This is a genomic window from Thermohalobaculum sediminis, assembly GCF_023487995.1.
GTDB classification, from domain to species: Bacteria; Pseudomonadota; Alphaproteobacteria; order Rhodobacterales; family Rhodobacteraceae; genus Thermohalobaculum; species Thermohalobaculum sediminis.
On the sequence record NZ_JAMFKN010000001.1, the window covers coordinates 693,433 to 717,531 of the forward strand.

A 24,099-nucleotide genomic window follows, 5' to 3' on the forward strand; every position below is an offset into this window, starting at 1 on the left:
CCATGGTCGCGCCTGAATTCGCGTCGGCCGGGAGGGACAGGCGATGAGAACGCATGCGCGTGCAGTGGTGGTCGGCGGCGGGGCCGTCGGCTGTTCGATCGCCTATCACCTGGCCAAGGCCGGCTGGACCGACACCGTGCTGCTGGAGCGCGACGAGCTGACTTCGGGCTCGACCTGGCATGCCGCGGGCCTGCTGCCGCTGTTCAACATGAGCTTCGCGACCACGCATATCCACGACTATTCGGTGAAGTTCTACAAGACGCTCGAGGCCGAGACCGGGCTGAACGCGGGGTTCAGCGTCGTCGGCAACCTGCGCATGGCGCAGACGCAGGCGCGCATGGACGAATACATGCTCTATGCGTCCACCGCCGAGACCGTGGGCATCCCGTTCGAGTGGCTCACCCCCGCCCAGATCGCCGACCGCTGGCCGCTGGTGCGCACCGATGATCTCAAGGGCGCGATCTACCACCCGACCGACGGCTACATAAACCCCGCGGACGTGACGCAGGCGATGGCCAAGGGCGCCCGCCAGCGCGGCGTCGAGATCGTGCGCAAGGCGCAGGTCGACAGCTTCCACCGCGAGGGGGGCGAATGGGTCGTCCGCGGCCGCATCATGGGCGAGAAGGGCGGCAACCTGGTGCCGACCGACGAGCCCTTCGAGATCCGCTGCGAGCATGTCGTCACCGCCACCGGCAACCATGCCCAGCGCACGGCGGCGATGATTGGCTGTTACATCCCCGCCATGCCGGTCGAGCACCAGTACATCGTGACCGAGCCCGACCCCGCACTGGTCGAGTGGCGCAAGACCCATGGCGAACACCCGGTGCTGCGCGACGCCGACGCCAAGTGGTATGTCCGCGAAGAGCGCGGCGGCTGGATCCTCGGCCCCTACGAGCACGGCGCCCCCGCCTGCTTCAAGTTCGGCGTGCCCGACAGCTTCCGCGCCGATCTGTTCCCGCTCGACCTCGAGCGGATCGAGGCGGAATACATGTCGATGCTCCACCGCATCCCGTCCTCCGAGAGCGTGGGGCTGAAGGACGACTTCAACGGTCCCATCTGCTACACGCCAGACGGCAACCCGCTGGTCGGCCCAGCGCCGGGGGTGGACAATTTCTGGTTCGCGGAAGGTTTCTCGTTCGGCATCACCGCGGCGGGCGGCACCGGCCACTACCTCGCGCAACTGATGACCGAGGGCGAGGCCGAGATCGACATGTGGGCGCTCGACCCGCGCCGCTACGGCAAGTGGGTCAACCGCGAGTATGCGCAGAAGAAGAACGAGGAGTGCTACGCCCACGTCTTCATCCTGCACCACCCCGACGAGGAGCGCGAGGCCGCTCGCCCGCTGCGCACCGCGCCGTGCTACGACCGGATGGTAGCGCGCAATGCCCGCTTCGGGCAGGTGAACGGCTGGGAGCGGCCAATCTACTTCGCCGACGGCCCCGATTTCGACGACCACGCCTCGCGCAGCTTCCGCCGTGGCGGCTGGTGGAAGTTCGCCGAAGCCGAGGCGCGCGCCGTGCGCGAGGGGGTGGGCCTGTTCGACGCGACCGCCTTCACCAAGCACATGATCAGGGGGCCGGGCGCGACCGCCTTCCTCGACTGGCTCACCTGCAACCGGCTGCCCAAGGTCGGGCGCATCAACCTCACCTACGCGCTGACCGATGCCGGGACCGTGCGGACCGAGCTGACCATCGTGCGGCTGGCCGAGGACGAGTACTACTGCGTCACCGCCGGCGCGGCGCAGGCCTACGACCACGACTACCTGGTCAAGGAAGCAGCGAGGAAGCGCGGCGAATTCGGCTGGATCGAGGTCCAGGACGTCTCGACCCAGTGGGGCGTCTTCGCCATCGCGGGGCCGAGGGCGCGCGAGGTGCTGCGCCCCCTGGTGGTCGATGCCGACCCCGCGACCGCGCTCTCGAACAAGCGCTTCCCGTGGCTGTCGGCCAAGACCATCGACCTCGGCATGTGCCCGACGATGGCGATCCGGGTCGCCTATGTCGGCGAGCTCGGCTGGGAGCTGCATCACCCGATCGAGATGCAGAACTACCTGTTCGACCGGCTGATGGAGGCGGGCGAGCCGCATGGGCTGAAGCTCTGCGGCGCGCGCGCGATGAACTGGCTGCGGCACGAGAAGTCCTACCGCGCCTTCGGCTCGGACCTCGGGCGCGACGCCACGCCGCTAGAATCGGGACTCCACCGCTTCGTCGACATGGACAAGGACTTCCGCGGCAAGGCGGCGATGGAGAATACCGGCATCCGCGCGGCCTGCGTCACCGTGCTGATCGACGGCCCCGCCGACACCGACCCCTGGGGGAAGGAGGCGCTGCTGGCCGACGGGCGCAAGGTCGGGCGGCTCACCTCGGGCGGCTATTCCGTCCATTTCGGCAAGCAGATCGGCATCGGCTATGTCGAGCCCGGCTTCGCCACCGTGGGCCAGAAGCTCAAGGTGCGGATGCTGAACGAGCTTTGGGACGCCGAGGTGGTCGAGGAAAGCCCCTACGACCCCACCAACGCCACGATCCGCAGGGACGGCTGACGCAGCGCCCCCTCGCCCCGCGTGCCCGGCCGGGTTAGTCTGGCCGGGCATGGGACGGGGATGAGCGCAATGGATCCGGAGAGCGGCGGCTTGCATCGGGACGACGTGGCCCGCCCGCGGCGGCGCGGGCGCGGCCTGCGACGGCTCGTGGCGGGCGCCGCGATGGCGGCGGCGATGGCGGGGACGGCACCGGCGGGGGTGACCGAGATCACCGGCACGGTGAACTGGGACAGCGGCACGCGCCTGCCGCGAGGCACGCTGGTCACGGTCCGGCTGATCGACGCCGGGCAACCGGATGGTGCGGTCGAGCTCGCCTCGATCGTGATGCGGCCGGGCGAGGAAGGGCCGCTGGTCTTCCGCCTGCTCTACGACGACGCGCTGATCGCGCCGCAGGGCAGCTACCGGCTGACCGCGCGGATGACGGTGGGCAAGCTCGCCCTGATGGAGAGCCTGCGCGCGACACCGGTCCTGACCAGCGGCGGCACGGCGGATCCCGAGATCCTGCTCGAGCGCATCTCGATCGCCGCGGGCCAGGCGGGGGCAAGCCCGGTCGGGCGCGACTGGGCGGTCGTCTCGATCCTCGACGAGCCGCTGCGCGGCCCTGTCCGGGCGACGCTGCGGCTGGACGAGGGCGGCACGGCGCGCGGCTCGTCGGGCTGCAACGACTTTCGCGCGACCTACGAGGCCTCGCCCGAGGTGCTCGACTTCGGCGCCTTCGCGCTGACCAAGCGCGGCTGCCAGACCCCGGTGATGCGCGTCGAGCGCCAGCTGCTGAAAGCGCTGGAAGACGTTCGCGGCTGGCGCATCAACGCGGGCGAACTGTTGCTCCTCGACGCCGCTGGCGGGGTGATGCTGCGCCTCGAGGAAGGCCGCTGAGTCCAGGCGGCGCGGCACCAGGCGCGCGGGCGACTCAGACCGGCGTCCCCGCCTCGGCAAGTTCCAGCGGCGGCACCCCGGCCAGGGTCGAGGCGTCGGGCACCAGCGCGGTCTGCGCGATCATCCAGCCGCCATAGCTGTGCATGAGCACATTGAGACTCAGCCCCGTGTCGCGGACGATCCGCCCGTCCGGCTCGCGCAGATCGGCCGACCAGCGCAGCACCGCATAGCCCATCTCGCCGCGCGCCCCGGCCTCGACCACGTCGAGCCGCTTGTTCGTCTCGCCGTCGTCGAACCAATCGTAATGCGCCGCCGCGATGGCGTCGCGCCCGACGATCGGCGGGCCGAAGGGGGTGATGATCCGTGCCCGCTCGGCAAAGACGGCGCTCGCCGCGCGCGCGTCGCGCGCCGCATAAGCGTCGAGATATTGCGCGATCAGCGCCTTCAGCGCGGGTTGAAACGCCATCTGCCGTCTCCCGAGGCGGAATTACAACCTTAGCGCGATAATGGCAGAAATCTTCACAACTATAAACCCCCACTCCGCGTGGCGCAGCAAAGCCCGCCAGTGCGGGCCTGCAGCCGACAGCGCTCCGCGTGAAACGAAGAATGCCCCGGCCGAGGCCGGGGCATCTCCATGTCGGTCGCAGGCTGGGCGCGGGGCGCTCAGCCCTCGCTCTGCGCGTCCTCGCGGACGATCTCCTTGCCTGTCTCCTGGTCGACGACCTTCATCGACAGGCGGGTCTTGCCGCGGTCGTCGAAGCCCATCAGCTTGACCTTCACGGACTGGCCTTCCTTGACGATGTCCTTGGGGTTCACGCCGCGCTCGTTGCTCATCTGGCTGACATGAACGAGGCCGTCGCGCTTGCCGAAGTAGTTCACGAAGGCGCCGAAATCCATGATCTTGACCACCTTGCCGGTGTAGATCCTGCCGACCTCGGGCTCGGCCACGATCGAGTTGATCAGGTCGCGTGCCTTCTCGATGCAGGCGGCATCGGGCGAGGCGATCTTGATCACGCCGTCGTCGTTGATGTCGACCTTGGCGCCCGACTCCTCGACGATGCCGCGGATGACCTTGCCGCCCGAGCCGATCACTTCGCGGATCTTCTCGGGGTTGATCTGCATGGTCTCGATGCGCGGGGCGTGGACCGAGAACTCCTGCCGTCCCTCGGTCAGCGCCTTGGCCATCTCGCCCAGGATGTGCATCCGCGCGTCCTTGGCCTGCGCCAGTGCCTGCTTCATGATCGCGGGGGTGATACCCGCGACCTTGATGTCCATCTGCAGCGAGGTGACGCCCTGCGACGTGCCCGCGACCTTGAAGTCCATGTCGCCGAGGTGATCCTCGTCGCCCAGGATGTCGGTCAGCACCGCGAAGCGGCCATCATCCTCCAGCACCAGCCCCATGGCAACGCCCGCGACCGGAGCCTTCAGCGGCACGCCCGCGTCCATCATCGAAAGCGACGAGCCGCAGACCGTGGCCATCGAGGACGAACCGTTCGATTCCGTGATCTCCGACACGATGCGGATGGTGTAGGGGAAGTCCGTGGGCGCCGGCAGAACCGCCTGCAGCGCACGCCACGCAAGCTTGCCGTGCCCGACCTCGCGCCGTCCCGGAGGACCCATGCGCCCCGCCTCGCCGACCGAGTAGGGCGGGAAGTTGTAGTGCAGCAGGAAGCGCTCGCGCCAGTCGCCTTCCAGGCTGTCGATGATCTGCTCGTCGTCGCCGGTGCCGAGGGTGGTGACCACCAGCCCCTGCGTCTCGCCGCGGGTGAACAGCGCCGAGCCGTGGGTGCGCGGCAGGATGCCGACCTCGCAGCGGATCGGGCGCACGGTGTAGAGGTCGCGGCCGTCGATGCGCACGCCCTTCTCGACCAGATCGCCCCGCAGCACCGAGGCCTCGAGCTTCTTGAAGGCGCTGCCGACCGCGTTCTCGTCGGCCAGTTCCTCCTCGCTCAGGCCGGCCAGCACCACCTCCTTGGCGGCGCCGATGGCGGCATGGCGGTCCTGCTTGTCCTTGACGGCGTAGGCCGCGCGAACGCCCGCCTCGCCCAGCGCCTTGACCCTGGCGTAGAGCGCCGAGTTGTCCTCGGGCTGGAAGTCGAAGGGCTCCTTCGCGGCAGCCTCGGCGAGGTCGACGATCAGGTCGATCACCGGCTGCATCTGCTCGTGGCCGAACTGCACGGCGCCCAGCATCTCGTCCTCGGAGAGCTCGTAGGCCTCCGACTCGACCATCATCACCGCGTCCTTGGTGCCGGCAACGACCAGGTTGAGGCGCTGATCGGGGTTCTCGCACAGCTTCTGCATGTCCTCGACCCTGGGGTTGAGGACGTACTTGCCATCGGCGAAGCCCACGCGCGCAGCCCCGATCGGGCCACGGAAGGGCACGCCCGACAGCGTCAGCGCGGCCGAGGCCGCGATCATGCCGAGGACGTCGGGGTCGTTCTCGAGGTCGTGGCTCAGGACCGTGACGATGACCTGCGTCTCGTTCTTGAAGCCGGGCACGAACAGCGGCCGGATCGGCCGGTCGATGAGGCGCGAGGTCAGCACCTCCTTCTCGGTGGGCTTGGCCTCGCGCTTGAAGAAGCCACCAGGGATCTTGCCGGCGGCGTAGTAGCGCTCCTGGTAGTGGACGGTGAGGGGGAAGAAGTCGAGGCCGACCTTCGGCTTCTTCTCGTAGACGACGGTGGCCAGCACCGTGGTCTCGCCGAGCGTCGCGACCACCGCGCCGTCGGCCTGGCGGGCCATCTTGCCCGTCTCGAGGACGAGCGTCTCGCCGCCCCACTGCATTTCCTTGCGAACGATATCGAACATGCGTTTTCCTGTTCCCGGCCGGCACCCGGATGGCCCGGCCCGTCTGTCGCGCCCAAGCGGCGCGGCCCCTTTCGCTTCATCCTGACGCTGCCCGCCGGGGCGTGACGGGGGCGTCGTCGGACGTGAATGCCCGCGTTTCGGGACGGGCACGCGGCCCTCTGCGTCCCCGGGCGGCGGACCCGCCCGTCTTGCCGTCCAGGCCCCGGCCGCAGCGCGCGGCCCTGCCCTGAAATGGTGCGGCGCGGCCCGTGGCGGGCCGCGCCGGATCGTCGCGGGGCGCGTCAGCGGCGGATGCCGAGACGCCCGATGAGGTCGCGGTAGCGTGCCTCGTCCTTGCCCTTCACGTAGTCGAGGAGCTTGCGCCGCTGGCTTACGAGCTTCAGGAGGCCACGCCGCGAATGCTTGTCCTTGGCGTGGGTCTTGAAGTGCTCGGTGAGGTTCGAGATGCGTTCCGTGAGGATCGCGACCTGCACCTCGGGCGAGCCGGTGTCGCCTTCCTTCGCCGCGTATTCCTTGATGAGCGCTTCCTTGCGCCCGGGCGTGATCGACATCGGGTGACTCCCTTCGGGTCTATCAGAGGTTGAACACCCGGTCCGGATGCAGAACGCCCGCCCGGAAAACACCGATGGCGACGGGCTGCCCTTGGCATTCCGCCCATGCGATGTCCCCGTCGGCGAGCGATGAGCCCGGAACCGGAACGGCCTGCCCCTTGCGGAGCAGCGCCGCGATCGCCTCGGGCACGGCCAAGGCCGGGATGTCGTCCAGCCCGGTCGCCACCTCTAGCAGATCCACGGTGGCGCCCTCATGCCCGATTTCGTCGAGCATTTCAAAGGGAATCGCATCTGCGAGCCGGAACGGGCCGCTCGCGAGCCGCCTGAGCGCCGTCACATGGCCGTGGCAGCCCAGCCGCTCGCCCAGGTCGCGGGCGATGGAGCGGACATAGCCGCCCTTGCCGCAGGTCATCTCGATCTCGGCGTGGTCGGGGTCGGGCCGGGCCACAAGCTCGATGCGATGGACGCGCAGCGGGCGGGACTTCAGGTCGAACGTACCGCCCTCGCGCGCCAGGTCATAGGCCCGCTCTCCCGCGACCTTGACGGCCGAGAAGCGCGGCGGGATCTGCTCGATATCGCCCTCGAAGCCGCGCAGCGCCGCCCGGATCTCGTCGTCGGTGGGGCGCGCGTCGCTCTCGGCGATCACCGCCCCCTCGGCGTCGTCCGTGGCGGTCGCCTGCCCCAGCCGCACCGTGAACCGGTAGGTCTTGGCCCCCTCCTGCGCCAGCGCGACCGTCTTAGTGGCCTCGCCGAAGGCCACGGCAAGCACGCCGGTCGCCAGCGGGTCGAGCGTGCCCGAATGGCCCGCCTTCTGCGCCTTGAGCGCCCAGCGCGCCTTGTTGACGACCGCCGCCGAGGTGATGCCCAGCGGCTTGTCGATCACCAGCCAGCCATGGACCGGATTGCCCTTGCGCCGCCGTGCCATGCCTGCCTGCCGTCCTTTGATCGTTCCCGGGCGGCCCTCCTAGCGCGGCGCGCGGTCCGGGGAAACCCCTCGACCGGCACCGCGGCAGCAGCGCCGCTCGGGCGCAACCGGCGCGACGCCTGACGCGCGGCCCTCAGCGGCCTTCGCGCCGCCACGCCCCGAGGAACAGGAGGCCCGTCATCAGGGCCGCGAGCCACACCGGCAAGAGCGGGCTCAGCCGCACGCCGCTCACCCGGTAGGCGTCGCGGTCGGTCATGCCGACCCAGGACCGGCCCTGCGCGCGGCGCCCCTCGGCGACGAGGCGCAGCTCCGGCACGCCGTCCGCGAGCCAGCGGACGCTGCCGCCCGTGGCCTCGGCCAGCGGCTCGAGCAGGGCGTCGGTCGCCAGCGGCATCTCGTATTCCTTCGGGCTCGGCGGCCCCACGGCCGCGACGGCGCGCCGTGTGCCGTCGGTGAAGCGCCAGAGGCCCTCCTCGGCGTCCTCGACGGCGGCGCGCCAGCGGCCCGGCCCCGCCGGGCGCAGCGTGATCTCGGCGGGCGCGCCCGAGGGCGTCACCGCCTGTACCGTCTCGGGCGGCGTCTCGGCCAGCGTGCGGCGCTCGATCAGGATGCGCGTGCCCTCGGTGCGCGCGAACAGCGCCTCCTCCTCCAGCTCCGGCTCGCGCATCAGCCAGTGCGCGGTGCGCCGCAGCAGGTCGGCCTGCGGCCCGCCGCCCTCGTAGCCGCGGCTCCACAGCCAGGCATGATCCGAGGCGAGCAGCGCCACGCGCCCCTCGCCCACGCGGTCGAGGATCAGCAGCGGCCGGCCCTCGACGCCTTCCATAACGGCGTCGCCCCGGCTCTGCGCGACATCGACATGGCGCAGCCAGCGCCCCCAGCGCGGGTCGCCATCCTCGGCCAGCCCGGCCGCGGCTTCCAGCCCCGCGGTGACCGGGTGGCGCTGGCCCAGCGCGCTGACCCGCGGCAGGAAGGGACGCTCGAACACCTCCATCGTGGGGTCGGCGGGCAGCACCTCCCCCAGCGGCGTGCGCGCGAGGCTCTGCGGTCCCGAGAAGGCCGCGCCGGACGAGACCATCACCGCGCCGCCCTCGCGGACGTAGCGCGCGATGTTGGCCAGGTAGGCGCTGGCCAGCACGCCGCGCCAGCGGTAGCGGTCGAACACGATCAGGTCGAAGTTCGAGATCTTCTCGAGGAACAGCTCCCGCGTCGGGAAGGCGATCAGCGACAGCTCGGACACCGGCGTGCCGTCCTGCTTGGCGGGCGGGCGCAGGATGGTGAAGTGGATCAGGTCCACCGTGGGGTCGGACTTCAGCAGGTCGCGCCATGTGCGCCCGCCGGGATGCGGCTCGCCCGAGACCAGAAGCACCCTCAGCCGGTCGCGCACGCCGCTGACGGTCGCGATGAGGCGGTTGTTGCGGTCGGTCAGCTCCTCGGTCAGCACCGGCAGCTGGATGTCCACCACGGTGGGGCCGCCATGCTCGATGGCGATCTCGACCTCGGTTTCCTCGCCCAGCATCATCCTGAGCGGCCGCGCCGGCCCGCCATCGACCGAGACCTGGGCGGTGACCGCCGAGCCGAGGCCCGCGGGCCTCTCGCCCAGCGCGACCGCGCGAAGCCGGAAGGTCACGCTCTCGCCGACGATGCCGAAGGCCGGGCCGTTGGTCAGTTCGAGCCTGAGGTCGAAGCCGTCGCGCCCGCCCGCGATCAGCGCATGGACCGGCGCGGGGAAGGCGTCGAGCCGGCCCTCGTCATGGACCTGGCCGTCGGTCACCAGCACCGCGCCCGCGATGCGGTCGGCCGAAACGCGCGCCGCCGCCTCGTCGAGCGCCGAGAGAAGCCGCGTGCCGCGGTTCCGGCCGGTGCCGTCGGGGCCCACCTCGACCACCCGCAGGTCGAGGCCGCCACCGCGCTCGGCAAGCGCCTCGGCATCCGAGGTGAGCCGGGCCACCGCGGCCGCGATCTGGTCGCCACGATCCTCGAGCGTCGTGCTCTCGCTGCGATCGACGACCAGGAAGCCGACATTGCCCAGCCCCTCGCGCTCCTCGCGCTTGAGCTGCGGGCCGGTCAGCGCCGCGATCAGCACGCCGAGGGCGAGCGCCCGCAGCCACCACCCGGCAAGCCCGCGCCACATCGCCGCGCCGACCGAAAAGACGGCAAGCCCCGCCGCCAGCGCGATCAGCGGCCAGGGCAGCAGCGGGTCGAAGGCGATCGTCGTCTGCACCGCGCCCTCCTACTGGCCCAGCCGTTCCAGCACCGCCGGGGCATGCACCTGATCGGACTTGTAGTTCCCTGTCAGCGCATACATCACCAGGTTGATGCCGAAGCGGTAGGCCATCTCGCGCTGCCGGTCGCCCGCACGCCCCACCGGCACGACCGGGCGCCCGGTCTCGTCCACTGCCCAGGCCGCCGCCCAGTCGGCCGATCCCACGACCACCGGCGAGACATCGTCGTCGACCCGGTCGAACTGCGGCAGGTCGTTCTCTTCGCCCGCGGCACCGGCACCCGGCCTCGGCGCCTCGGCCCAGACGCGCCCGCCGCGCCAGCGGCCGGGAAAGTCGTTGAGCAGGTAGAAGGTGCGGCTCAGCACATGGTCGCCATCGACCTGCGCCAGCGGCGGCAGGTTCAGCGCCCGGGCGATCTGGCGCATCTCGGCGGCAGGCGTCGCGCCGAAGCCGGCCGCGCCGTTCTGCGTGTCGATCAGCAGCATGCCGCCATGGGCAATGTAATGGGCGAGCCGCTCGAGCGCGAGTTCAGTCGGTGCCGCCGCCTCGGTCAGCGGCCAGTAGATGACCGGGATCAGGCTCAGCTCGTCGGTCTCGGGATCGAGGCCGCGCGGCGGCCCGGGCTCGACCGCGGTGCGGCGCAGCAACTGATCGCCAAGGCCGATCATCGCCTGCCGCGACAGGCGGTCGACCTGGGGGACTCCGGTGACGACATAGCCGAGCGTCGTCTCGGCCGCCGTCGAGACATCGGTGGCGCTGCCGCCACCTGGTGGGTCGCCGGTCACCTGCGCGCGCGCGCCACCCTCGGGCAGGCCCGCCGCTGCCAGCCACGCCGCGGCCGCCAGCGCCGCCGCGGACACGCCGCGCCGGGCCGATGCCCCGAAGCCCGGTAGCCGGCCCGAGAGCCACAGCGTGGCCAGCGTGTCGAGCGCCGCGAGCGCGATCGCGAGCATCAGGAAGGCGGGCGCGAGATGGCGCGTCTCCGCTCCGCCCAGCGTTTCGGCCACCGCGCCGCCGGGCGCCGGCGGCATCGGGGCCAGGCTGTCGCCCGCGCGGTGCAGGTTGAGCGCCAGCGTCTCGGCAGCCCCGGCCGCGCGCGGCGCCGCGTCGGCGCGCGCGTAGAGACCGGGCGGCAGGCCCGCGCCGGCGCGGCCCGCGGCCAGCGCCTCGCCCGGCACCGGGTCGATGCCGTCGGGGGCGGCGAGCGGCTCGCCCTCGGGGCCGATCACCCGCTCGAGCCGCCACTGCGTGCCCTGCAATTCGTCCGTCGAGGGGACCGCGGCGGCCTGCCCCGGCGCCAGCGCCACCAGACGACCCAGCATCTCGACGAACAGGCCCGAGAGCGGCAGCGAGGACCAGTCGGGATCGGCCGACACGTGGAACAGCACCACCCGGCCCTCGCCGCGGCTGGCTGAGGTCACCAGCGGCGTGCCGTCGTCGAGCGTGGCCCAGACGCGGCCCGCGAGGTCGGGGCCGGGCTCGGCCAGCACCTGCGTGCGGACATCGACCTCGGAAGGGATCGCGAGGCGGCGGAACGGGCCCTGCGCGTCGAACGGCCCCAAGGTGCGCGGCGCGCCCCAGGCCAGCGCGCCGCCCAGCACGCGTCCGCCGCGCCTCAGCGCCACCGGCAGCAGCGGGTCCTCGCCCGGGACGCCGCCGGCCACCGGCTCGCCGATCGCCGCCGCAAGCCGCGGCCCGGCAAAGCGAACCAGCAGGCCGCCCGCCTCGACCCACGCGGTCAGCGCCTCGCGCTCGGCGGGCGCGAAGGCGCCCTGGTCGGCCAGAAAGATCGCCGCCGGGTCGCGCGCCAGCGCCTCGGCCAGCGGCGCCTCGGCCACGTCGGCCCAGGGCACCAGCCCCTCGGCCAGATAGCGGCGGGCCGAAGTCAGCGTCGCCACCTCGCCCTCGGTCGCCGGATCGATCACCACGACCGGCACGCGGCGGATCGCGGCGTCGGCCAGCGCCGCGCCCCCGGCCGAGGCCCGCTCGGCCAGCACCACGCGGGTGACCTGCCCGATCAGTTCGGGCGGCAGGTCGAACGCGGCGCGCGCACTACCCTCGCCCGCGTCGAACGCCGCCTCGCCGATGGCGATGCGCCGCTCTGGCCCGTCGGGTGCCGCGGCCATCGCCACGACCGCGGCCTGCCCCGGCTCGCGGTCGGCGCGCAACACCTCGACCACCATCCGCCCGTCGGCCAGCGCGGGGGGCGTGAGCGCGCGGGCGGGCTCGGCCGGTCCGATCAGGCGCAGCGGCGCCCGCGCGGCGAGCGCGCGGGCGAGCTCGGCCGTCGCGTCGTCATAGGCGAGGCCATCATGGAGCCAGAGGATCTGCGCGACCCCCGCGGGATCGGCCGCGGCAAGGGCTTCGAGCACGGCCGCATGCGCCGTCGCCACCGGCTGCGGCCGCGCGCCATCGAGCACGCGCCGCGCCGCGGCTGGCGCGACGGGTGGCGGCACCTCGCCCGGCGCCTCGGCCGCGAGCCACAGGCGGACCTGCCGGCCGGACTGCGCCGCCTCGTCGAGCGTGGCGCCCGCCAGCGCGATGCGGTCGCTCCAGTCGGGCGCGCTGGCCCAGCCCTGATCGATCAGGATCAGCACCGCGCCCTCGCCCGCCTGCCCCAGCCGCGCCGAAGGGTTGAGCACGGGCTGTGCGAAGCCGACGATCACCGCCGCGACCATCACCGCGCGCAGCAGAAGCAGCCACCACGGTGTCTTGGCCGCCTGCCGCTCGGGGTCCTCGAGCCCCAGCAGCAGCCGGACGCCGGGGAAGATCTCGACCTTGGGACTGGGCGGGATCGCGCGCAGGAGCCACCACAGCACCGGGATCGCCGCGAGCCCCGCCAGCACCCAGGGGCTGAGGAAGCCGATCGCGCCAAGGCCGATCATCGCGCCCCCCCGAGGAAGGCATGGAGGCGCAGCAACGCCTTGCGCGGGCTCTCGTCGGTGCGATGGAGCAGAAGCTGCCAGCCCGCGGCGCGGGCAGCCGCGGCCAGCTCGTCGCGCCGCTCGGCCAGGCGGTGGCGGTAGCGCTCGCGCAAGGCCGCGGCCTGGTCGGTCTCGTGCCGCACGCCGCGACCCACGCTCTCGAACCGGGTGCGGCCGATGAAGGGAAACTCCTCCTCCACGGGGTCGAGGATCTGGACATAGACGCCGCCGATCCCATGCCCCGCGGCGCGCTGCAACGCCGGCAGGACCTGCTCGCGGGGGCCCATGAAGTCCGAGAGGAAGATCACCCGCCCTGAGCGCGGCAGCGGAAACGCGGCCGGCGCGCCGTAGTCGGGCGCGTCCGCGGCGGGCGGCGCGGTCAGGATCGCGGCCATGCGCTGCAACTGCCGCTCGCCGGTGCGCGGCTGCTCGGCCTCGGTGCCGATCAGGCCGAACCGCTCGCCGCCGCGCGACAGCAGCACGGCGACCGCGAGCGCGAGCAGCGCCGCGCGCTCGGCCTTGGTGCGGGGGACCGTCTCCGAGCGGAACTGCATCGAGCGGGCCCGATCCGCCCAGAGCAGAACGGTCTCGGCCGCCTCCCACTCCATCTCGCGGATATAAAGCCGGTCCGAGCGCGCCGAGCGGCGCCAGTCGATCTGGGTGAGCGCGTCGCCCGGCTGGGCCGCGCGATATTGCCAGAAGGTCTCGCCCGGCCCCGCCTGCCGCCGGCCATGCACGCCGGTCGCGACCGACGCCACCAGCCGCTCGGCCTCGACCAGCAGCGCCGGCAAGCTGCCCGAGATGCGCTCGGCGTCCCGGCGCAGCCAACCCGCCCGGTCGCGGCTGGCGCGCGAGGCGGGCTCGGCCATCAGGCCGCCTCCTCGAGCCTTAGCCCGGCCATGATCTCGCCGATCACGCCGCGGATGGTCGCGCCCTCGGCGCGGGCGGCAAAGGTCAGCGCCATGCGATGGGTCAGCGCGGGCACCGCAAGGGCCTCGACGTCCGAGAGCGAAGGCGCAAGCCGCCCCTGGATCAGCGCGCGCGCGCGCACCGCCAGCATCAGCGCCTGCGCCGCGCGCGGCCCGGGTCCCCAGGCCAGCCGCGAGTTCGCGGCCACCGCGGCCTCGACCCCCTCGGGACGGGCGGCGCGCACCAGCGTCAGGATCGCCTCGACCACCCGCTCGCCGACCGGCATGGCGCGCACCAGCCGCTGCAGCGCGATGAGCCCCGCGGCATCGAGCACCTGCGCGGCCTGCGCGTCCTCGACGCCCGTGGTCGCGAGCAGGATCTCTCGCTCCTCGTCGCGGCTGGGGTAGTCCACGTCGATCTGCAAAAGGAATCGGTCGAGTTGCGCTTCGGGCAGCGGATACGTGCCCTCCTGCTCGATCGGATTCTGGGTGGCGAGCACATGGAAGGGCCGCGCGAGCTTGCGGTGCTGGCCCGCGACCGTCACCTCGCCCTCCTGCATCGCCTGCAACAGCGCCGACTGGGTGCGGGGGCTCGCGCGGTTGATCTCGTCCGCGAGCAGGAGCTGCGTGAAGATCGGTCCCTCGATGAACTTGAAGAGGCGCGAGCCGTCCTTGCCCTCCTCCAGCACCTCCGAGCCGAGAATGTCGGCCGGCATCAGGTCCGGCGTGAACTGGATGCGGTTCGCGTCGAGCCCCAGCACGGTGCCGAAGGTCGAGACGAGCCGCGTCTTGGCGAGGCCCGGCACGCCGACCAGCAGCGCGTGCCCGCCCGACAGGATCGCGGTGAGCGCAAGCTCGACCACATCCGCCTGCCCGACGATGCGCTTGCCGATCTCGGCGCGCGCACGCGCCAGCGTCCTGCCGGCTTCCTCGATCTCGAGCACGGGGTCGGTCATCCGCACGGTCTCCCGGTGGCTTTGGGTTGTGGTCGGCTTTCTCTACCATAAGGTATGCGGCGGGGGTGAAAGGCAACAGGGGTTCAAGCGATGGTTTCCGACCCGACGACCGATCCGGGCAAGGCCGACAGCCTGGCCAAGGCGGTGAGCGCGGCGACGAAGGGGCGCAAGGGGCCGCCGCCGGTGCACCTGTGGAACCCGCCCTATTGCGGCGATCTCGACATCCGCATCGCGCGGAACGGGCAGTGGTGGTATCTCGGCACCCCCATCGGGCGGGTGGAGCTGGTGCGCCTGTTTGCCTCGGTGCTCAAGCTCGAGAACGGACGCCACTACCTTGTCACGCCGGTCGAGAAGATCGGCATCACGGTCGATGACGCGCCCTTCGTCGCGGTCGATTTCCGGGTTGAGAACCCCGGCCCCGATCAGGTCGTGGTTTTCGAGACCAATGTCGGCGACGAGACCGCGGCCGGCCCCGAGAACCCGATCCGCGTCGTGCGCGACCCCGAAACCGGCGAGCCCGCGCCTTATGTCCATGTCCGCCGCGGGCTCGAGGCGCTGATCGACCGCAAGAGCTTCTACCGCCTCGTCGAGATCGGCGAGCATGACCGCGTCGAGGGCACGCGCTGGTTCGGCCTGCGCTCGGGCGGGAAGTTCTTCCCGGTCATTCCGTCGGCCGAGATGGAGGCGTGAGCACTCCCGCCCCGTCCCGCCATCGCCGCAGCGGGGCGATCATTCGCGGGATCAGGCCATTCCGGGCGATCCACGCGGCATAGGCGGCGTAGGCGGGATCTTCCATCAGGTGCCATTCCTCGGTGCGCGCCCGCAGCCAGTAGAGCGCGGTCACGCAGGCCAGGAGGAAGCTCGCCTGCGCGGCCTGCCCCGGCGTCGCGGCCGTCAGGAAAGGCAGTTGCGCAAGCCACCAGTAGAGCGTCTTGGCAAGATAGGCCGGGTGCTTGAAATAGCGGTAGGGGCCGTTCGTGATGATGCCGCGATGCGTCAGGTTGGAAAAGCGCACGCCGAAGATGACCGTGGCCCAGGCGTAGAGGACCGCAAGGCTCAGAAGCAGGCCGCACCACGCGATGGCAGGCACGCCGCTCTCGCCGAAGACCTGCGTCCAACTCCCCGACAGCGCCCGGTGGTCGAGCGGCCCGCCTGCCGCCATCACCGCGAAGGGCGGATAGCACGCCAGCGCCGCGACCCAGGCCATCAGGTGCGGATTGGGCGAGCGCAGATGCGCGTCGAGCACCCGCAGCGGTAGCAGGTAGCCCATCGCCGCGAACATCGCGTCGGCAAGGAAGCAGAGGGTCACGAGAAACAGTCCCAGCCGCACCGGCTCCGCCAGCAGCGCGGCGAGGTCGGCGCTCGAGACCCGCGCGACGACCGGGGGCAGAATCGAGAACATGAAGGCCGTGAAGAACCCCTTGATTGCCCAGCCCAGCAGGTGCTTGCGCAGCATCTGCGCGTCGCTGCCGCCGCGGCCGAGCACGAACTGCCCGAAATGCCACAGCTCGTCCCGCGGCTCGACCATCACCCGGTCGACGACGACGACATAGAGCGCCCAGAGCGGCATCAGCGCGCCGAGCGCGATGAGCGCGAGATGGAAGAAGCGGAACGTCTCGCCCGAATAATACGGAATGAGCGCGTAGCCCGCGCCAAGCGCGGCCAGCGTGACGCCCAGCCCCGCCAGCTTGGTCGCGCTGGTGCGCCAGACCTGCGCCCAGGGCCGCGGCGCGCCCCAGTCGAGCCCGGTCGAGGACCGCGCCCAGACCCGCTCGGCCAGCACCAGCCACAGGATCATCGGCCCATGCGTCCCCAGAAGGATGAGCGCCGTGGCCCCGACCACGCCGATGCCCAGCGTCCAGCAAGCGGCAATCGACGCGATCATCCCGGCGAGCCCGATCAGCCCGGTCGCCTCGGACACGCAGGAGCGTGGCCGCGCGTCGACGGGCTTCCCGGCCGCAGGAGCGGCGCCGTGCTTCATCGTGATCCCTCGGAGCCCTTGCAGTCCGAGCGTAAACTGCGCCACGATATTGATGAAACTGTGGCTTTCCACCACATGCAGGCCCATGCCCCTCGCACTCGCGGACATCCACGCGGCGCTCGCGCTTCCCCCGCTGGGACACAGGTCGGATTTCGACCTGAACCCCGAGGTACGCGCGGCGCTGATGCCGCGGCTCACGCAGCGCCCGGCCGCAATCCTGTGCCCGCTGGTCGAGCGCCCCGGCGGCCTGCACGTGGTCCTGACGCGCCGCGCCGCGCATCTCAAGCACCACGCGGGGCAGGTCAGCTTCCCGGGCGGCAAGGTGGATGCCGACGACGCCTCGCCGCTTGCAACCGCGCTGCGCGAGGCACGCGAGGAGATCGGCATCCTTGCCGACCAGGTCGAGGTGCTGGGCACGCTCGACCCCTACCTCACCTCGACCGGCTTTCGCGTGACGCCGTTCGTGGGGCTGGTCGCGCCCGCCTGGCGACCGCTGGCCGATCCGAACGAGGTGGACGAGGTGTTCGAGGCGCCGCTCGACTTCCTGATGGACCCCGCGAACCGCCAGCGCCACCACCGCGAATGGCAGGGGACGCGGCGCTACTTCTACGCCATGCCGTGGGAGGGGCATTACATCTGGGGCGCGACGGCGGGCATGCTCAAGGGCCTCGCGGACCGGCTCGCGATGCTGGCGGAACAGGGCGCGGCATGAACCCCGACCTTGCCGGCGGCGTCGACCCCGACTGGCGCAGCGACCGGATCATCGAGGGCGCCTGGCTGCACGACCCCGACCTCGGGGCGGTGCTGACCGCGCTGAGGGGCGACGCCTTCCTGGTGGGCGGCTGCGTGCGCAACGCGCTGATCGGCGAGGAGCCCGGCGACATCGACCTTGCCACGCCGCTTACTCCCGACGAAGTCACCGCGCGGCTGACGGCGGCGGGGCTGGGCGCGGTGCCGACCGGAATCGAGCACGGCACGGTGACCGCGGTGTCGGGCCACAAGGGTTTCGAGATCACCACCTTCCGCGCCGATGTCGAGACGCATGGGCGCCACGCCACCGTCGCCTTCTCGACCGACATGAGCACCGATGCGGAGCGGCGCGACCTCACGATCAACGCGCTCTATGCCGATGGCGGCGGGCGGGTGATCGACCCGCTGGGCGGGCTCGCGGATCTGGATGCGCGGCGGGTGCGCTTCATCGGCGACCCGCATGACCGTATCCGCGAGGACTACCTGCGCATCCTGCGCTTTTTCCGCTTCACCGCCTGGTACGGCACAAACGGCATCGAGGCCGAGGGCCTCGCCGCCTGCGCCGAGCTCGCCGAGGGGATCGAGCGGCTGGCGCGCGAGCGCATCGGCACCGAGATGCGCAAGCTCCTGGCCGCGGCCGACCCCGCGCCCGCCACCGCCGCGATGCAGGCGGCGGGCGTGCTGGCACGCTGCCTGCCGGGGGCGGATGCGCGGCTTCTCGCGCCGCTGGTCCATGCCGAGGGCGAGGCACGCCGCGCGCCCGACTGGCTGGTGCGCCTCGCCGCGCTGGGCGCAGTCGACGAGGCCGGGGCGCTGCGAATGTCGGGCGCGGACGCGAAGGCGCTGGCGGCCATCCGGACCGCGGCGGGCGAGGCGGGGCCCATCGAAGCGACCGCCCACCGCCTCGGCGCGCGGGCGGCCTGGGGGCGGCTCCTGCTCGCGGCCGCCGCGGGCGCGCCTCCGCCGGACTGGGCCGCCGCGGGGCGCGAGGTCGAGCGCGGCGCCACGGCCAGCCTGCCGCTCGCCGCGCGCGACCTGATCGCCGCCGGGATGATCCCCGGCCCAGCGGTCGGCGTCGCGCTCGCCCGCGCCGAGAATGCCTGGATCGCCAGCGGATTCGCGCTGGACAAGGTCGCGCTGCTGCGGCAGGTTCTCGATAAAGGTCATGAAGGCTGACCAAATACCGGGGGATGCCATGGGATGGGAGACCATCGCGGCGCTGGCGGGTTTCGCCCTCGCCTCGACCTGGACGCCCGGGCCAAATAACATGATGCTGGCCGCCTCGGGCGCGACCTTCGGCTTTCGCCGCACGCTGCCGCACGCGATGGGCGTGGCGCTGGGCTTTCCGGTGATGCTGTTCCTGATCGCGCTGGGGCTGGGCGAGGTGTTCCAGCGCGAGCCCGCGCTCGGCACCGCGCTGGCATGGGCGGGCTGCGCGGTGATGCTGTGGCTCGCCTGGCGGATCGCGACGGCCGGCGCCGCCGGGTCGAAGGTCCGTCCTCGCCCGCTCAACTTCGTTGAAGCGTCGGCCTTCCAGTGGGTCAATCCGAAGGCCTGGGTGATGAGCATCGGCGTGTCGGCCACCTTCGCCACCGGCGCGCGCCCGCTGCTCGAGGCCGCGATCGCCGCCGGCATCTTCGTGCTCTCGGGCCTCTCCTCGGCCAATGGCTGGGCGGCCTTCGGCGCCGGCATCGGGCGCGCGCTGGGCAGCGGCTGGCGGCTCAGGACCTTCAACATGGCGATGGGCGGCCTGCTTGCCGCCTCGGCGCTGTGGCTGGTGCTGGAGGGCTGAGGATGCGCACTCAGCCCGGCGCGGCCCCCGCCCCGGTGGCGGACGAGAAGCCGGCCACGCGCGCCGCCTCGGCCCGCCACCACGGATCGGTGGCAAGGTGGCGCCGCAGCGGAGTGTCGGTCTCGGCCGGCGCGCTCTCGATGTAGCGCACGGCCTCGTCGAGGTTCTCGCCCGCCAGCCCTCTCAGGTAGGACAAGGCGCGCGGGACTGAGAAGGGCTCGCCCAGATGCTCGGCGAAGTTCGACGGCAGGTCGGTCCAGACGGCGCCGCGCCGGCCGGTCGCGCGGCACCAGGCGGCTACCGCGTCGATCACCTCGGCCGACGCCCCCGCAGCGGCGTCGGTCGCGAGGCACACGCGCCCGATATGTCGGTCGGCCGCCCGCTCGCGCGCCGCGAGATCGGCCGCGACCTCCTCGATCCGATCGCGGCGCGATGCGATGGCATGGGTCGCGCAGCCGACCCCGTGACGGGCGTCGAGACAGACGACGAGGCCCATGCGCCGCTTGGGGCTGACGCGCGTGAACTCCATGGGCAGGACGGGGCCGGCGCGCCTCTGCCAGGCGCCGGCGACATGCGGCGCGAGGTTCTCGAGGTCCCAGAGCAGCGAGCCCCAGCCCAACACAAAAAATTGTGACACGTTTGCGTCCCCTTCCCCTGCCTCACGGACTTGCCGTTGCGAGACCCCGCCGACATCTTGTTGCCACAGAACAAATCCACTGTCCCGCACTGACCCAAGTTCCGTAGCTGCCGGCCCATAGATGTCCGATATCGAAACCGAAGCCGTGATCGAGGCCAACGAATCGTTCTACCGCGCGATGCGCGGGTGCGACCTGCGTGCGATGGATGCGGTCTGGTCCCGCGTCCGGCGCGTGAGCTGCTCCCATCCGGGCGGCCCCAGCCTGTTCGGCCGCGAAGCCGTGATGGAAAGCTGGCGCGGGATCTTCTCGCGCTCGCGCGCGCTCGCGATCGAGGCGCTGGAGCCGCATGCCATCGTCGCCGGGCAGACCGCGATGATCCTGTGCCGCGAGGAGATCGGGCGCCTGCGGCTGATCGCCTCGAACGTGTTCGTCCGCGAGCGCGACGGCTGGCGCATGGTCAACCACCAAGTGGCGCCGATCCGCGACGACGCCGCCTGACGCATTGCGCGCCCGGCGGGCTCAGAGAACCGCGAGGCTGTCCTCGGGCGCCTGGGCGCGGTCGTGCAGGCCGTAGTCCCGGATCACGCCCGCAACCCGCAGCCGGTAGCCGGCGAACAGTCCCGACCGCCCCGCCGCCTGGCTGCAGCGGTGATCGGCCTGGTTGCGCCAGCGGGCCACTGCCTCCTCGTCGCGCCAGAAGCTCAGCGACACGAGCTTGCCGGGGTTGGTGATGCTCTCGAAGCGCTCGACCGAGATGAAGCCGTCGATCTTCTCGAGATGCGGCCTGAGGCGCGCTGCATGCTCGAGATAATGCTCCATCGCGCCCGGGGCGGGTTCGACCTCGAAGATGATGGCGATCATGGCGTGGCTCCGGCTGGGTTGCGTCTGGCCACTCTCCTAGCAGCAGCCATGCCCCCGGCGAAAGGGCGCGCCGCGTGCCGGCCTCGCCCTATAAACCCAGAGCCGCGAGCAGCGTCCGGGCCGCCATGAAGATCAGGATCAGCGAGCCCACGGTCCAGAAGGTGGCGCGCACCTCGTGCGTCTGTGCCGTGTAGTAGGCCACGAAATGCAGCAGCCGCGAGACGACGTGGCCATAGAGCAAAGCCTGCGCGAGCAGCGGCGGCGGTCCGGTGAGGACGGAGAGAAAGCCCGCGACGAGGAAGAACGGCAGGTTCTCGAGGCCGTTCATCTGGATGCGCCGGATCCGCTCGACCCGCTCGTTCGGCGCAAGCTGGCGAGGGTCGGGCTCGGTGTTGAGCGGGGCCTTCCTCAGGTCCTCGGGCGAACGGAAGCCGCCCCTTTCCTGCATCATCCGCACCACGGTAAGCCACGACATGGCCACCGCCTTGAGGATCATCAGCGACGCCGCGATGACGCAGGCGCCGAAAACCGGGTCCTCGAGCCCGAGATCACTCTTGCCGCGAGATCTCCGCGCCGCGTCTCGCGACGGCGCCGCACTGTGCTCCCTGCATCACCTTCTGCCGCCGGGGCGGGAAGGGCAAGCCCCATGACCGCAGGGCGGGCGCCAATCGCCTTTCGCGACTCCTCGCAGTCGCTGACGGTCGGTCGCTGCCCGGCGCGATGCGCGACTGTCGCGCCATGGCGACAGGCATGGTCGAGAAGGGCGCCGCCGCGCGCGGCATGGGCGAGGAGGCGCGTGGCCTTCTGCTGGTGGGGCTTGCCGCGCTGGTCTGGAGCTTCGGCGGCGCCATCGCCCGCGCCATCGGCGTGGCCGACGACTGGACGGTGGTGTTCTGGCGCGCGGTCTGGGCGGGGGCGTTCCTCCTGGGCTTCCTGCTGTGGCGCGACGGGGCGCGGGGGACGCTGCGGCTGGTAGCGGGGATCCGGCTGCCGGGTCTGGGGGTCGCGCTGTGCTTCACCACGGCCTCGACCTCGTTCATCCTCGCGCTTGCCCACACTACGGTCGCCAACATCCTGCTGATGCAGGCGGGCGTGCCGCTGTTTGCCGCGCTGATCGGCTGGGTGCTGTTCCGCGAGCGCGTGGCCGGCCCCACCTGGATCGCCATCGCCGCGGTCATCGCGGGGGTCACGGTGATGGTGTCCGATTCGCTCACCGGCAAGGTCTCGCCCGTGGGCGACGGGCTTGCGCTGCTCATCGCCGTGGCGCTCGCCTCGGCCACGGTCATCACGCGGCGCCACGCGCATGTGCGGATGGTACCGGCGGTGTTCCTGGGCACGCTGATCTCGGCCGCCGTAGCGGGGTCGCTCGCGGGCGGCTTCGCGGTTGGTGCGCGTGACATGGGGCTGCTCGCGGTATTTGGGGCGCTCAATCTCGGTCTGGGGCTTGCCCTCTTCGTCACCGGCGCGCGGCTTGCACCCGCGGCGCTGACGGCATTGGTGGGCACGCTCGAGCCGGTGCTGGGCCCGGTCTGGGTCTGGCTCGCGCATGCCGAGGTTCCATCGGCGCGCACCGTCGCTGGTGGCGCAATCATCCTCGCCGCCCTGCTCGCGCATCTCGGCTGGCAGGCGATGCGGCGGCGGCGCCAGGCTGTCGTCGCGCCCGTCAAATGACGGCGCGCAGACGGGTATCCTGCGGGCGGACTACGCGTCCAGCGGATCGAAGAACACGCCGCCGAAGGTCTGCTCGGTGGGCTGCAGTTCGATCGCGCTCACGTTCACATGCGCCGGGGCCGATACCGCGTAGAGGATCGCCGCCGCCACGTCTCCGGGCGCAAGCTCGCGGATCGCGGTGCGTTTGAGGCGGTCGCGCGTCGCGGCGTCATCCGGGATCGCGGCGTCGTAGAACTCGGTCGCGACGCGGCCTGGCTGGATCTCGGTCACCCGGATACCGGTGCCGCGCAATTCCAGCCGCAGGTTGCGCGAGAGCTGGCGCACCGCCCCCTTCGAGGCACCATAGATCGCCGACTGGTTCGGGTAGAGCCCGGCGACCGAGCCGATGTTGACCACATGGCCCCGCCGCCGCGCCCGCATCCCCGGCAGGAAGACCCGCAGCAGCTGCAACAGCGCCGTCACGTTCACCCCGATGGTTCGCGCCACGTCCTCCTCGGACGCGCCCGCGAGCCCCGCGATGCCTGCGCCAATCCCGGCATTGTTGACCAGAAGATCCGGCGCGACCGCGACCGCCAGCCGCTCGAGCGCCATGGTGTCGGTGATGTCGAGCGCATGCGCCACCGCGCCCACCTCGGCCGCGAGCTCGGCCAGCCGGTCGGCGCGCCGCGCGACGGCATGGACCTGCCATCCGGCGCCGGCGAGCGCGCGAACCGTCGCCGCACCGATCCCGGACGACGCCCCGGTGACAAGTGCGATCCGGTCCGTCACGGCCATTTGGCGACCGGCGGCAGGCTCATCAGCACGGCCTCGGGGTTGTGGCCGGTCTGCAGACCGAACTGTGTGCCGCGGTCGTAGACAAGGTTGAACTCGGCATAACGGCCGCGCTTGACCAGCTGCCACTCGCGGTCGGCCTCGGTCCATGGCTCGTGCAGGTGGCGCTCGGTCAGCGGCACGAAGGCGTCGAGGAAGGCGCGGCCCACGTCCCTCGTGAAGGCGAAATCGGCCTCCCAGTCGCCGGTGTTCAGGTCGTCGTAGAAGATGCCGCCGACGCCCCGCGCCTCGCCCCAGTGGCGGATCATGAAATAGTCGTCCGCCCAGGCCTTGAAGCGGGGGTAGTAATCGGGGTCGTGCCGGTCGCAGGCCGCTTGCAGGACGCCATGGAAGAAGGCCGTGTCCTCGGGCACCTCGACCATCGGGTTGAGGTCCGAGCCCCCTCCGAACCACCAGGTCTGGGGCGTCCAGAACATGCGCGTGTTCATGTGCACCGCCGGGGTCTTGGGCGAGCGCATGTGTGCCACGAGGCTGATGCCCGCGGCCCAGAAGCGCGGATCCTCGGCCAGCCCCGGGATCTCCTTCCTCGCGGTCAGCGAGCGTTGCGCGCGATCCTCCAGCAGCCCGTGGACGGTGGAGATGTTGACGCCCACCTTCTCGAACACGCGCCCGCGCATCACGCTCATCTCGCCGCCGCCGCCGTCCGAGCCGTCGGACGCCACGCGCCGCGTCGCCTTGCGCTCGAAGCGCCCCGCTGGCATACCTGCGTGCGGCCCGTCGGCCAGCTGGTCCTCCAGCCGCTCGAAGGCCGCGCAGATCATGTCGCGCAACTCGGTGAACCACGCGCTGGCGCGCGCTTTGCGGGCATCGAAGCTGTCATTCATTCTTGCCGTCTCCCGGTGTCGTCCCAGAGTTAGGCTTGGCCGCGG

At 71.7% G+C, this 24,099-nt stretch carries 22 protein-coding genes; 8 read left to right on the top strand and 14 right to left on the bottom strand.

The annotated features are described in order from the left end of the window. Positions 1-43: 43 nt before the first annotated feature. The gene (locus M1105_RS03355) at positions 44-2,536 is read left to right on the top strand and encodes a GcvT family protein (protein ID WP_249578925.1); all 2,493 of its coding nucleotides are present in this window, start codon (positions 44-46) and stop codon (positions 2,534-2,536) included. Positions 2,537-2,605: 69 nt separating this feature from the next. Beyond that, the gene (locus M1105_RS20580) at positions 2,606-3,412 is read left to right on the top strand and encodes an META domain-containing protein (RefSeq protein WP_264759455.1); all 807 of its coding nucleotides are present in this window, start codon (positions 2,606-2,608) and stop codon (positions 3,410-3,412) included. 34 nt (positions 3,413-3,446) lie between these two features. On the opposite strand, the gene M1105_RS03370 is transcribed toward M1105_RS20580, so the two are convergent. From M1105_RS03370 to M1105_RS03405, 8 genes are all read right to left on the bottom strand, one after another. After that, a complete protein-coding gene (locus M1105_RS03370; RefSeq protein ID WP_249578926.1) occupies positions 3,447-3,878 on the bottom strand; it encodes a YybH family protein in 432 nt (143 codons plus the stop codon). A 197-nt stretch (positions 3,879-4,075) separates the two neighbouring features. After that, a complete protein-coding gene (gene pnp / locus M1105_RS03375; protein ID WP_249578927.1) occupies positions 4,076-6,220 on the bottom strand; it encodes a polyribonucleotide nucleotidyltransferase in 2,145 nt (714 codons plus the stop codon). Between the two features lie 281 nt (positions 6,221-6,501). Further along, positions 6,502-6,771 carry a 30S ribosomal protein S15 gene (gene rpsO / locus M1105_RS03380; RefSeq protein WP_249578928.1) on the bottom strand — a complete coding sequence of 90 codons (270 nt, stop codon included), beginning with the start codon at positions 6,769-6,771 and terminating at the stop codon, positions 6,502-6,504. A 22-nt stretch (positions 6,772-6,793) separates the two neighbouring features. Beyond that, positions 6,794-7,696 (bottom strand): tRNA pseudouridine(55) synthase TruB, encoded by a 903-nt coding sequence (gene truB, locus M1105_RS03385; RefSeq protein WP_249578929.1) that lies wholly within the window; start codon positions 7,694-7,696, stop codon positions 6,794-6,796. Between the two features lie 133 nt (positions 7,697-7,829). After that, positions 7,830-9,917 (bottom strand): hypothetical protein, encoded by a 2,088-nt coding sequence (locus M1105_RS03390; RefSeq protein ID WP_249578930.1) that lies wholly within the window; start codon positions 9,915-9,917, stop codon positions 7,830-7,832. A gap of 9 nt (positions 9,918-9,926) precedes the next feature. Beyond that, positions 9,927-12,803: a DUF4159 domain-containing protein gene (locus M1105_RS03395; RefSeq protein WP_249578931.1), complete on the bottom strand. Its 2,877-nt coding sequence runs from the start codon at positions 12,801-12,803 to the stop codon at positions 9,927-9,929. Further along, positions 12,800-13,711 (bottom strand): DUF58 domain-containing protein, encoded by a 912-nt coding sequence (locus M1105_RS03400; RefSeq protein ID WP_249578932.1) that lies wholly within the window; start codon positions 13,709-13,711, stop codon positions 12,800-12,802. The genes M1105_RS03395 and M1105_RS03400 overlap by 4 nt, the downstream gene beginning before the upstream one ends. Beyond that, positions 13,711-14,706, bottom strand: a complete 996-nt coding sequence (locus tag M1105_RS03405; RefSeq protein WP_249578933.1) for an AAA family ATPase — start codon at positions 14,704-14,706, stop codon at positions 13,711-13,713. Before M1105_RS03405 ends, M1105_RS03400 begins: the two co-directional genes overlap by 1 nt. Before the next feature lie 90 nt (positions 14,707-14,796). Here M1105_RS03405 and M1105_RS03410 point away from each other — a divergent pair, with 90 nt between their 5' ends. Next, a complete protein-coding gene (locus M1105_RS03410) occupies positions 14,797-15,396 on the top strand; it encodes a DUF1285 domain-containing protein (protein ID WP_249578934.1) in 600 nt (199 codons plus the stop codon). Here M1105_RS03410 and M1105_RS03415 read toward each other — a convergent pair. Further along, entirely contained in the window at positions 15,368-16,795 is a 1,428-nt protein-coding gene (locus M1105_RS03415) for a protein-S-isoprenylcysteine O-methyltransferase (protein WP_249578935.1), read from the bottom strand. The two genes, M1105_RS03410 and M1105_RS03415, sit on opposite strands and share 29 nt — an antisense overlap. Between M1105_RS03415 and M1105_RS03420 the strand changes: the two genes are divergently transcribed. Genes M1105_RS03420 through M1105_RS03430 form a run of 3 tightly spaced genes read left to right on the top strand, consistent with a single transcriptional unit; the run spans position 16,773 to position 19,229 of the window. Beyond that, positions 16,773-17,399, top strand: coding sequence for a CoA pyrophosphatase (locus M1105_RS03420; protein WP_249578936.1), 627 nt, complete (start codon positions 16,773-16,775; stop codon positions 17,397-17,399). The genes M1105_RS03415 and M1105_RS03420 overlap by 23 nt on opposite strands. Further along, entirely contained in the window at positions 17,396-18,613 is a 1,218-nt protein-coding gene (locus M1105_RS03425) for a CCA tRNA nucleotidyltransferase (protein ID WP_249578937.1), read from the top strand. The genes M1105_RS03420 and M1105_RS03425 overlap by 4 nt, the downstream gene beginning before the upstream one ends. 19 nt (positions 18,614-18,632) lie before the next feature. Next, the gene (locus M1105_RS03430) at positions 18,633-19,229 is read left to right on the top strand and encodes a LysE family translocator (protein ID WP_249578938.1); all 597 of its coding nucleotides are present in this window, start codon (positions 18,633-18,635) and stop codon (positions 19,227-19,229) included. 10 nt (positions 19,230-19,239) lie between these two features. Here M1105_RS03430 and M1105_RS03435 read toward each other — a convergent pair whose 3' ends face one another. Next, a complete protein-coding gene (locus M1105_RS03435; protein ID WP_249578939.1) occupies positions 19,240-19,866 on the bottom strand; it encodes a hypothetical protein in 627 nt (208 codons plus the stop codon). Positions 19,867-19,987: 121 nt separating this feature from the next. Between M1105_RS03435 and M1105_RS03440 the strand changes: the two genes are divergently transcribed. Beyond that, positions 19,988-20,365 (top strand): nuclear transport factor 2 family protein, encoded by a 378-nt coding sequence (locus M1105_RS03440; protein ID WP_249578940.1) that lies wholly within the window; start codon positions 19,988-19,990, stop codon positions 20,363-20,365. Positions 20,366-20,386: 21 nt separating this feature from the next. Here the strand turns inward: M1105_RS03440 and M1105_RS03445 are convergent, their stop codons facing one another. Then, positions 20,387-20,728: an antibiotic biosynthesis monooxygenase family protein gene (locus tag M1105_RS03445; RefSeq protein WP_249578941.1), complete on the bottom strand. Its 342-nt coding sequence runs from the start codon at positions 20,726-20,728 to the stop codon at positions 20,387-20,389. Between the two features lie 88 nt (positions 20,729-20,816). Then, positions 20,817-21,239, bottom strand: a complete 423-nt coding sequence (locus M1105_RS03450) for an MAPEG family protein (protein WP_406600594.1) — start codon at positions 21,237-21,239, stop codon at positions 20,817-20,819. Positions 21,240-21,466: 227 nt separating this feature from the next. Between M1105_RS03450 and M1105_RS03455 the strand changes: the two genes are divergently transcribed. Further along, positions 21,467-22,399 (top strand): DMT family transporter, encoded by a 933-nt coding sequence (locus M1105_RS03455; RefSeq protein ID WP_249578943.1) that lies wholly within the window; start codon positions 21,467-21,469, stop codon positions 22,397-22,399. Positions 22,400-22,429: 30 nt separating this feature from the next. Here M1105_RS03455 and M1105_RS03460 read toward each other — a convergent pair whose 3' ends face one another. Then, positions 22,430-23,167 (bottom strand): SDR family oxidoreductase, encoded by a 738-nt coding sequence (locus tag M1105_RS03460; RefSeq protein ID WP_249578944.1) that lies wholly within the window; start codon positions 23,165-23,167, stop codon positions 22,430-22,432. Further along, on the bottom strand, positions 23,164-24,054 hold the full coding sequence (hemF, locus tag M1105_RS03465) for an oxygen-dependent coproporphyrinogen oxidase (RefSeq protein WP_249578945.1): 891 nt from the start codon (positions 24,052-24,054) through the stop codon (positions 23,164-23,166). The genes M1105_RS03460 and hemF overlap by 4 nt, the downstream gene beginning before the upstream one ends. Between the last annotated feature and the right edge of the window lie 45 nt (positions 24,055-24,099).

Bases quoted from the DNA above. Each gene is read 5' to 3' on its own strand.
- hemF (WP_249578945.1), bottom strand. From the start codon at position 24,054: ATGAATGACAGCTTCGATGCCCGCAAAGCGCGCGCCAGCGCGTGGTTC.
- M1105_RS03405 (WP_249578933.1), bottom strand. From the start codon at position 14,706: ATGACCGACCCCGTGCTCGAGATCGAGGAAGCCGGCAGGACGCTGGCG.
- M1105_RS03425 (WP_249578937.1), top strand. From the start codon at position 17,396: ATGAACCCCGACCTTGCCGGCGGCGTCGACCCCGACTGGCGCAGCGAC.
- M1105_RS03400 (WP_249578932.1), bottom strand. From the start codon at position 13,711: ATGGCCGAGCCCGCCTCGCGCGCCAGCCGCGACCGGGCGGGTTGGCTG.
- M1105_RS03455 (WP_249578943.1), top strand. From the start codon at position 21,467: ATGGCGACAGGCATGGTCGAGAAGGGCGCCGCCGCGCGCGGCATGGGC.
- M1105_RS03370 (WP_249578926.1), bottom strand. From the start codon at position 3,878: ATGGCGTTTCAACCCGCGCTGAAGGCGCTGATCGCGCAATATCTCGAC.
- M1105_RS03445 (WP_249578941.1), bottom strand. From the start codon at position 20,728: ATGATCGCCATCATCTTCGAGGTCGAACCCGCCCCGGGCGCGATGGAG.
- M1105_RS20580 (WP_264759455.1), top strand. From the start codon at position 2,606: ATGGATCCGGAGAGCGGCGGCTTGCATCGGGACGACGTGGCCCGCCCG.
- M1105_RS03415 (WP_249578935.1), bottom strand. From the start codon at position 16,795: ATGTCCGCGAGTGCGAGGGGCATGGGCCTGCATGTGGTGGAAAGCCAC.
- M1105_RS03430 (WP_249578938.1), top strand. From the start codon at position 18,633: ATGGGATGGGAGACCATCGCGGCGCTGGCGGGTTTCGCCCTCGCCTCG.
- M1105_RS03440 (WP_249578940.1), top strand. From the start codon at position 19,988: ATGTCCGATATCGAAACCGAAGCCGTGATCGAGGCCAACGAATCGTTC.
- pnp (WP_249578927.1), bottom strand. From the start codon at position 6,220: ATGTTCGATATCGTTCGCAAGGAAATGCAGTGGGGCGGCGAGACGCTC.
- rpsO (WP_249578928.1), bottom strand. From the start codon at position 6,771: ATGTCGATCACGCCCGGGCGCAAGGAAGCGCTCATCAAGGAATACGCG.
- M1105_RS03355 (WP_249578925.1), top strand. From the start codon at position 44: ATGAGAACGCATGCGCGTGCAGTGGTGGTCGGCGGCGGGGCCGTCGGC.
- truB (WP_249578929.1), bottom strand. From the start codon at position 7,696: ATGGCACGGCGGCGCAAGGGCAATCCGGTCCATGGCTGGCTGGTGATC.
- M1105_RS03420 (WP_249578936.1), top strand. From the start codon at position 16,773: ATGCCCCTCGCACTCGCGGACATCCACGCGGCGCTCGCGCTTCCCCCG.
- M1105_RS03395 (WP_249578931.1), bottom strand. From the start codon at position 12,803: ATGATCGGCCTTGGCGCGATCGGCTTCCTCAGCCCCTGGGTGCTGGCG.
- M1105_RS03410 (WP_249578934.1), top strand. From the start codon at position 14,797: ATGGTTTCCGACCCGACGACCGATCCGGGCAAGGCCGACAGCCTGGCC.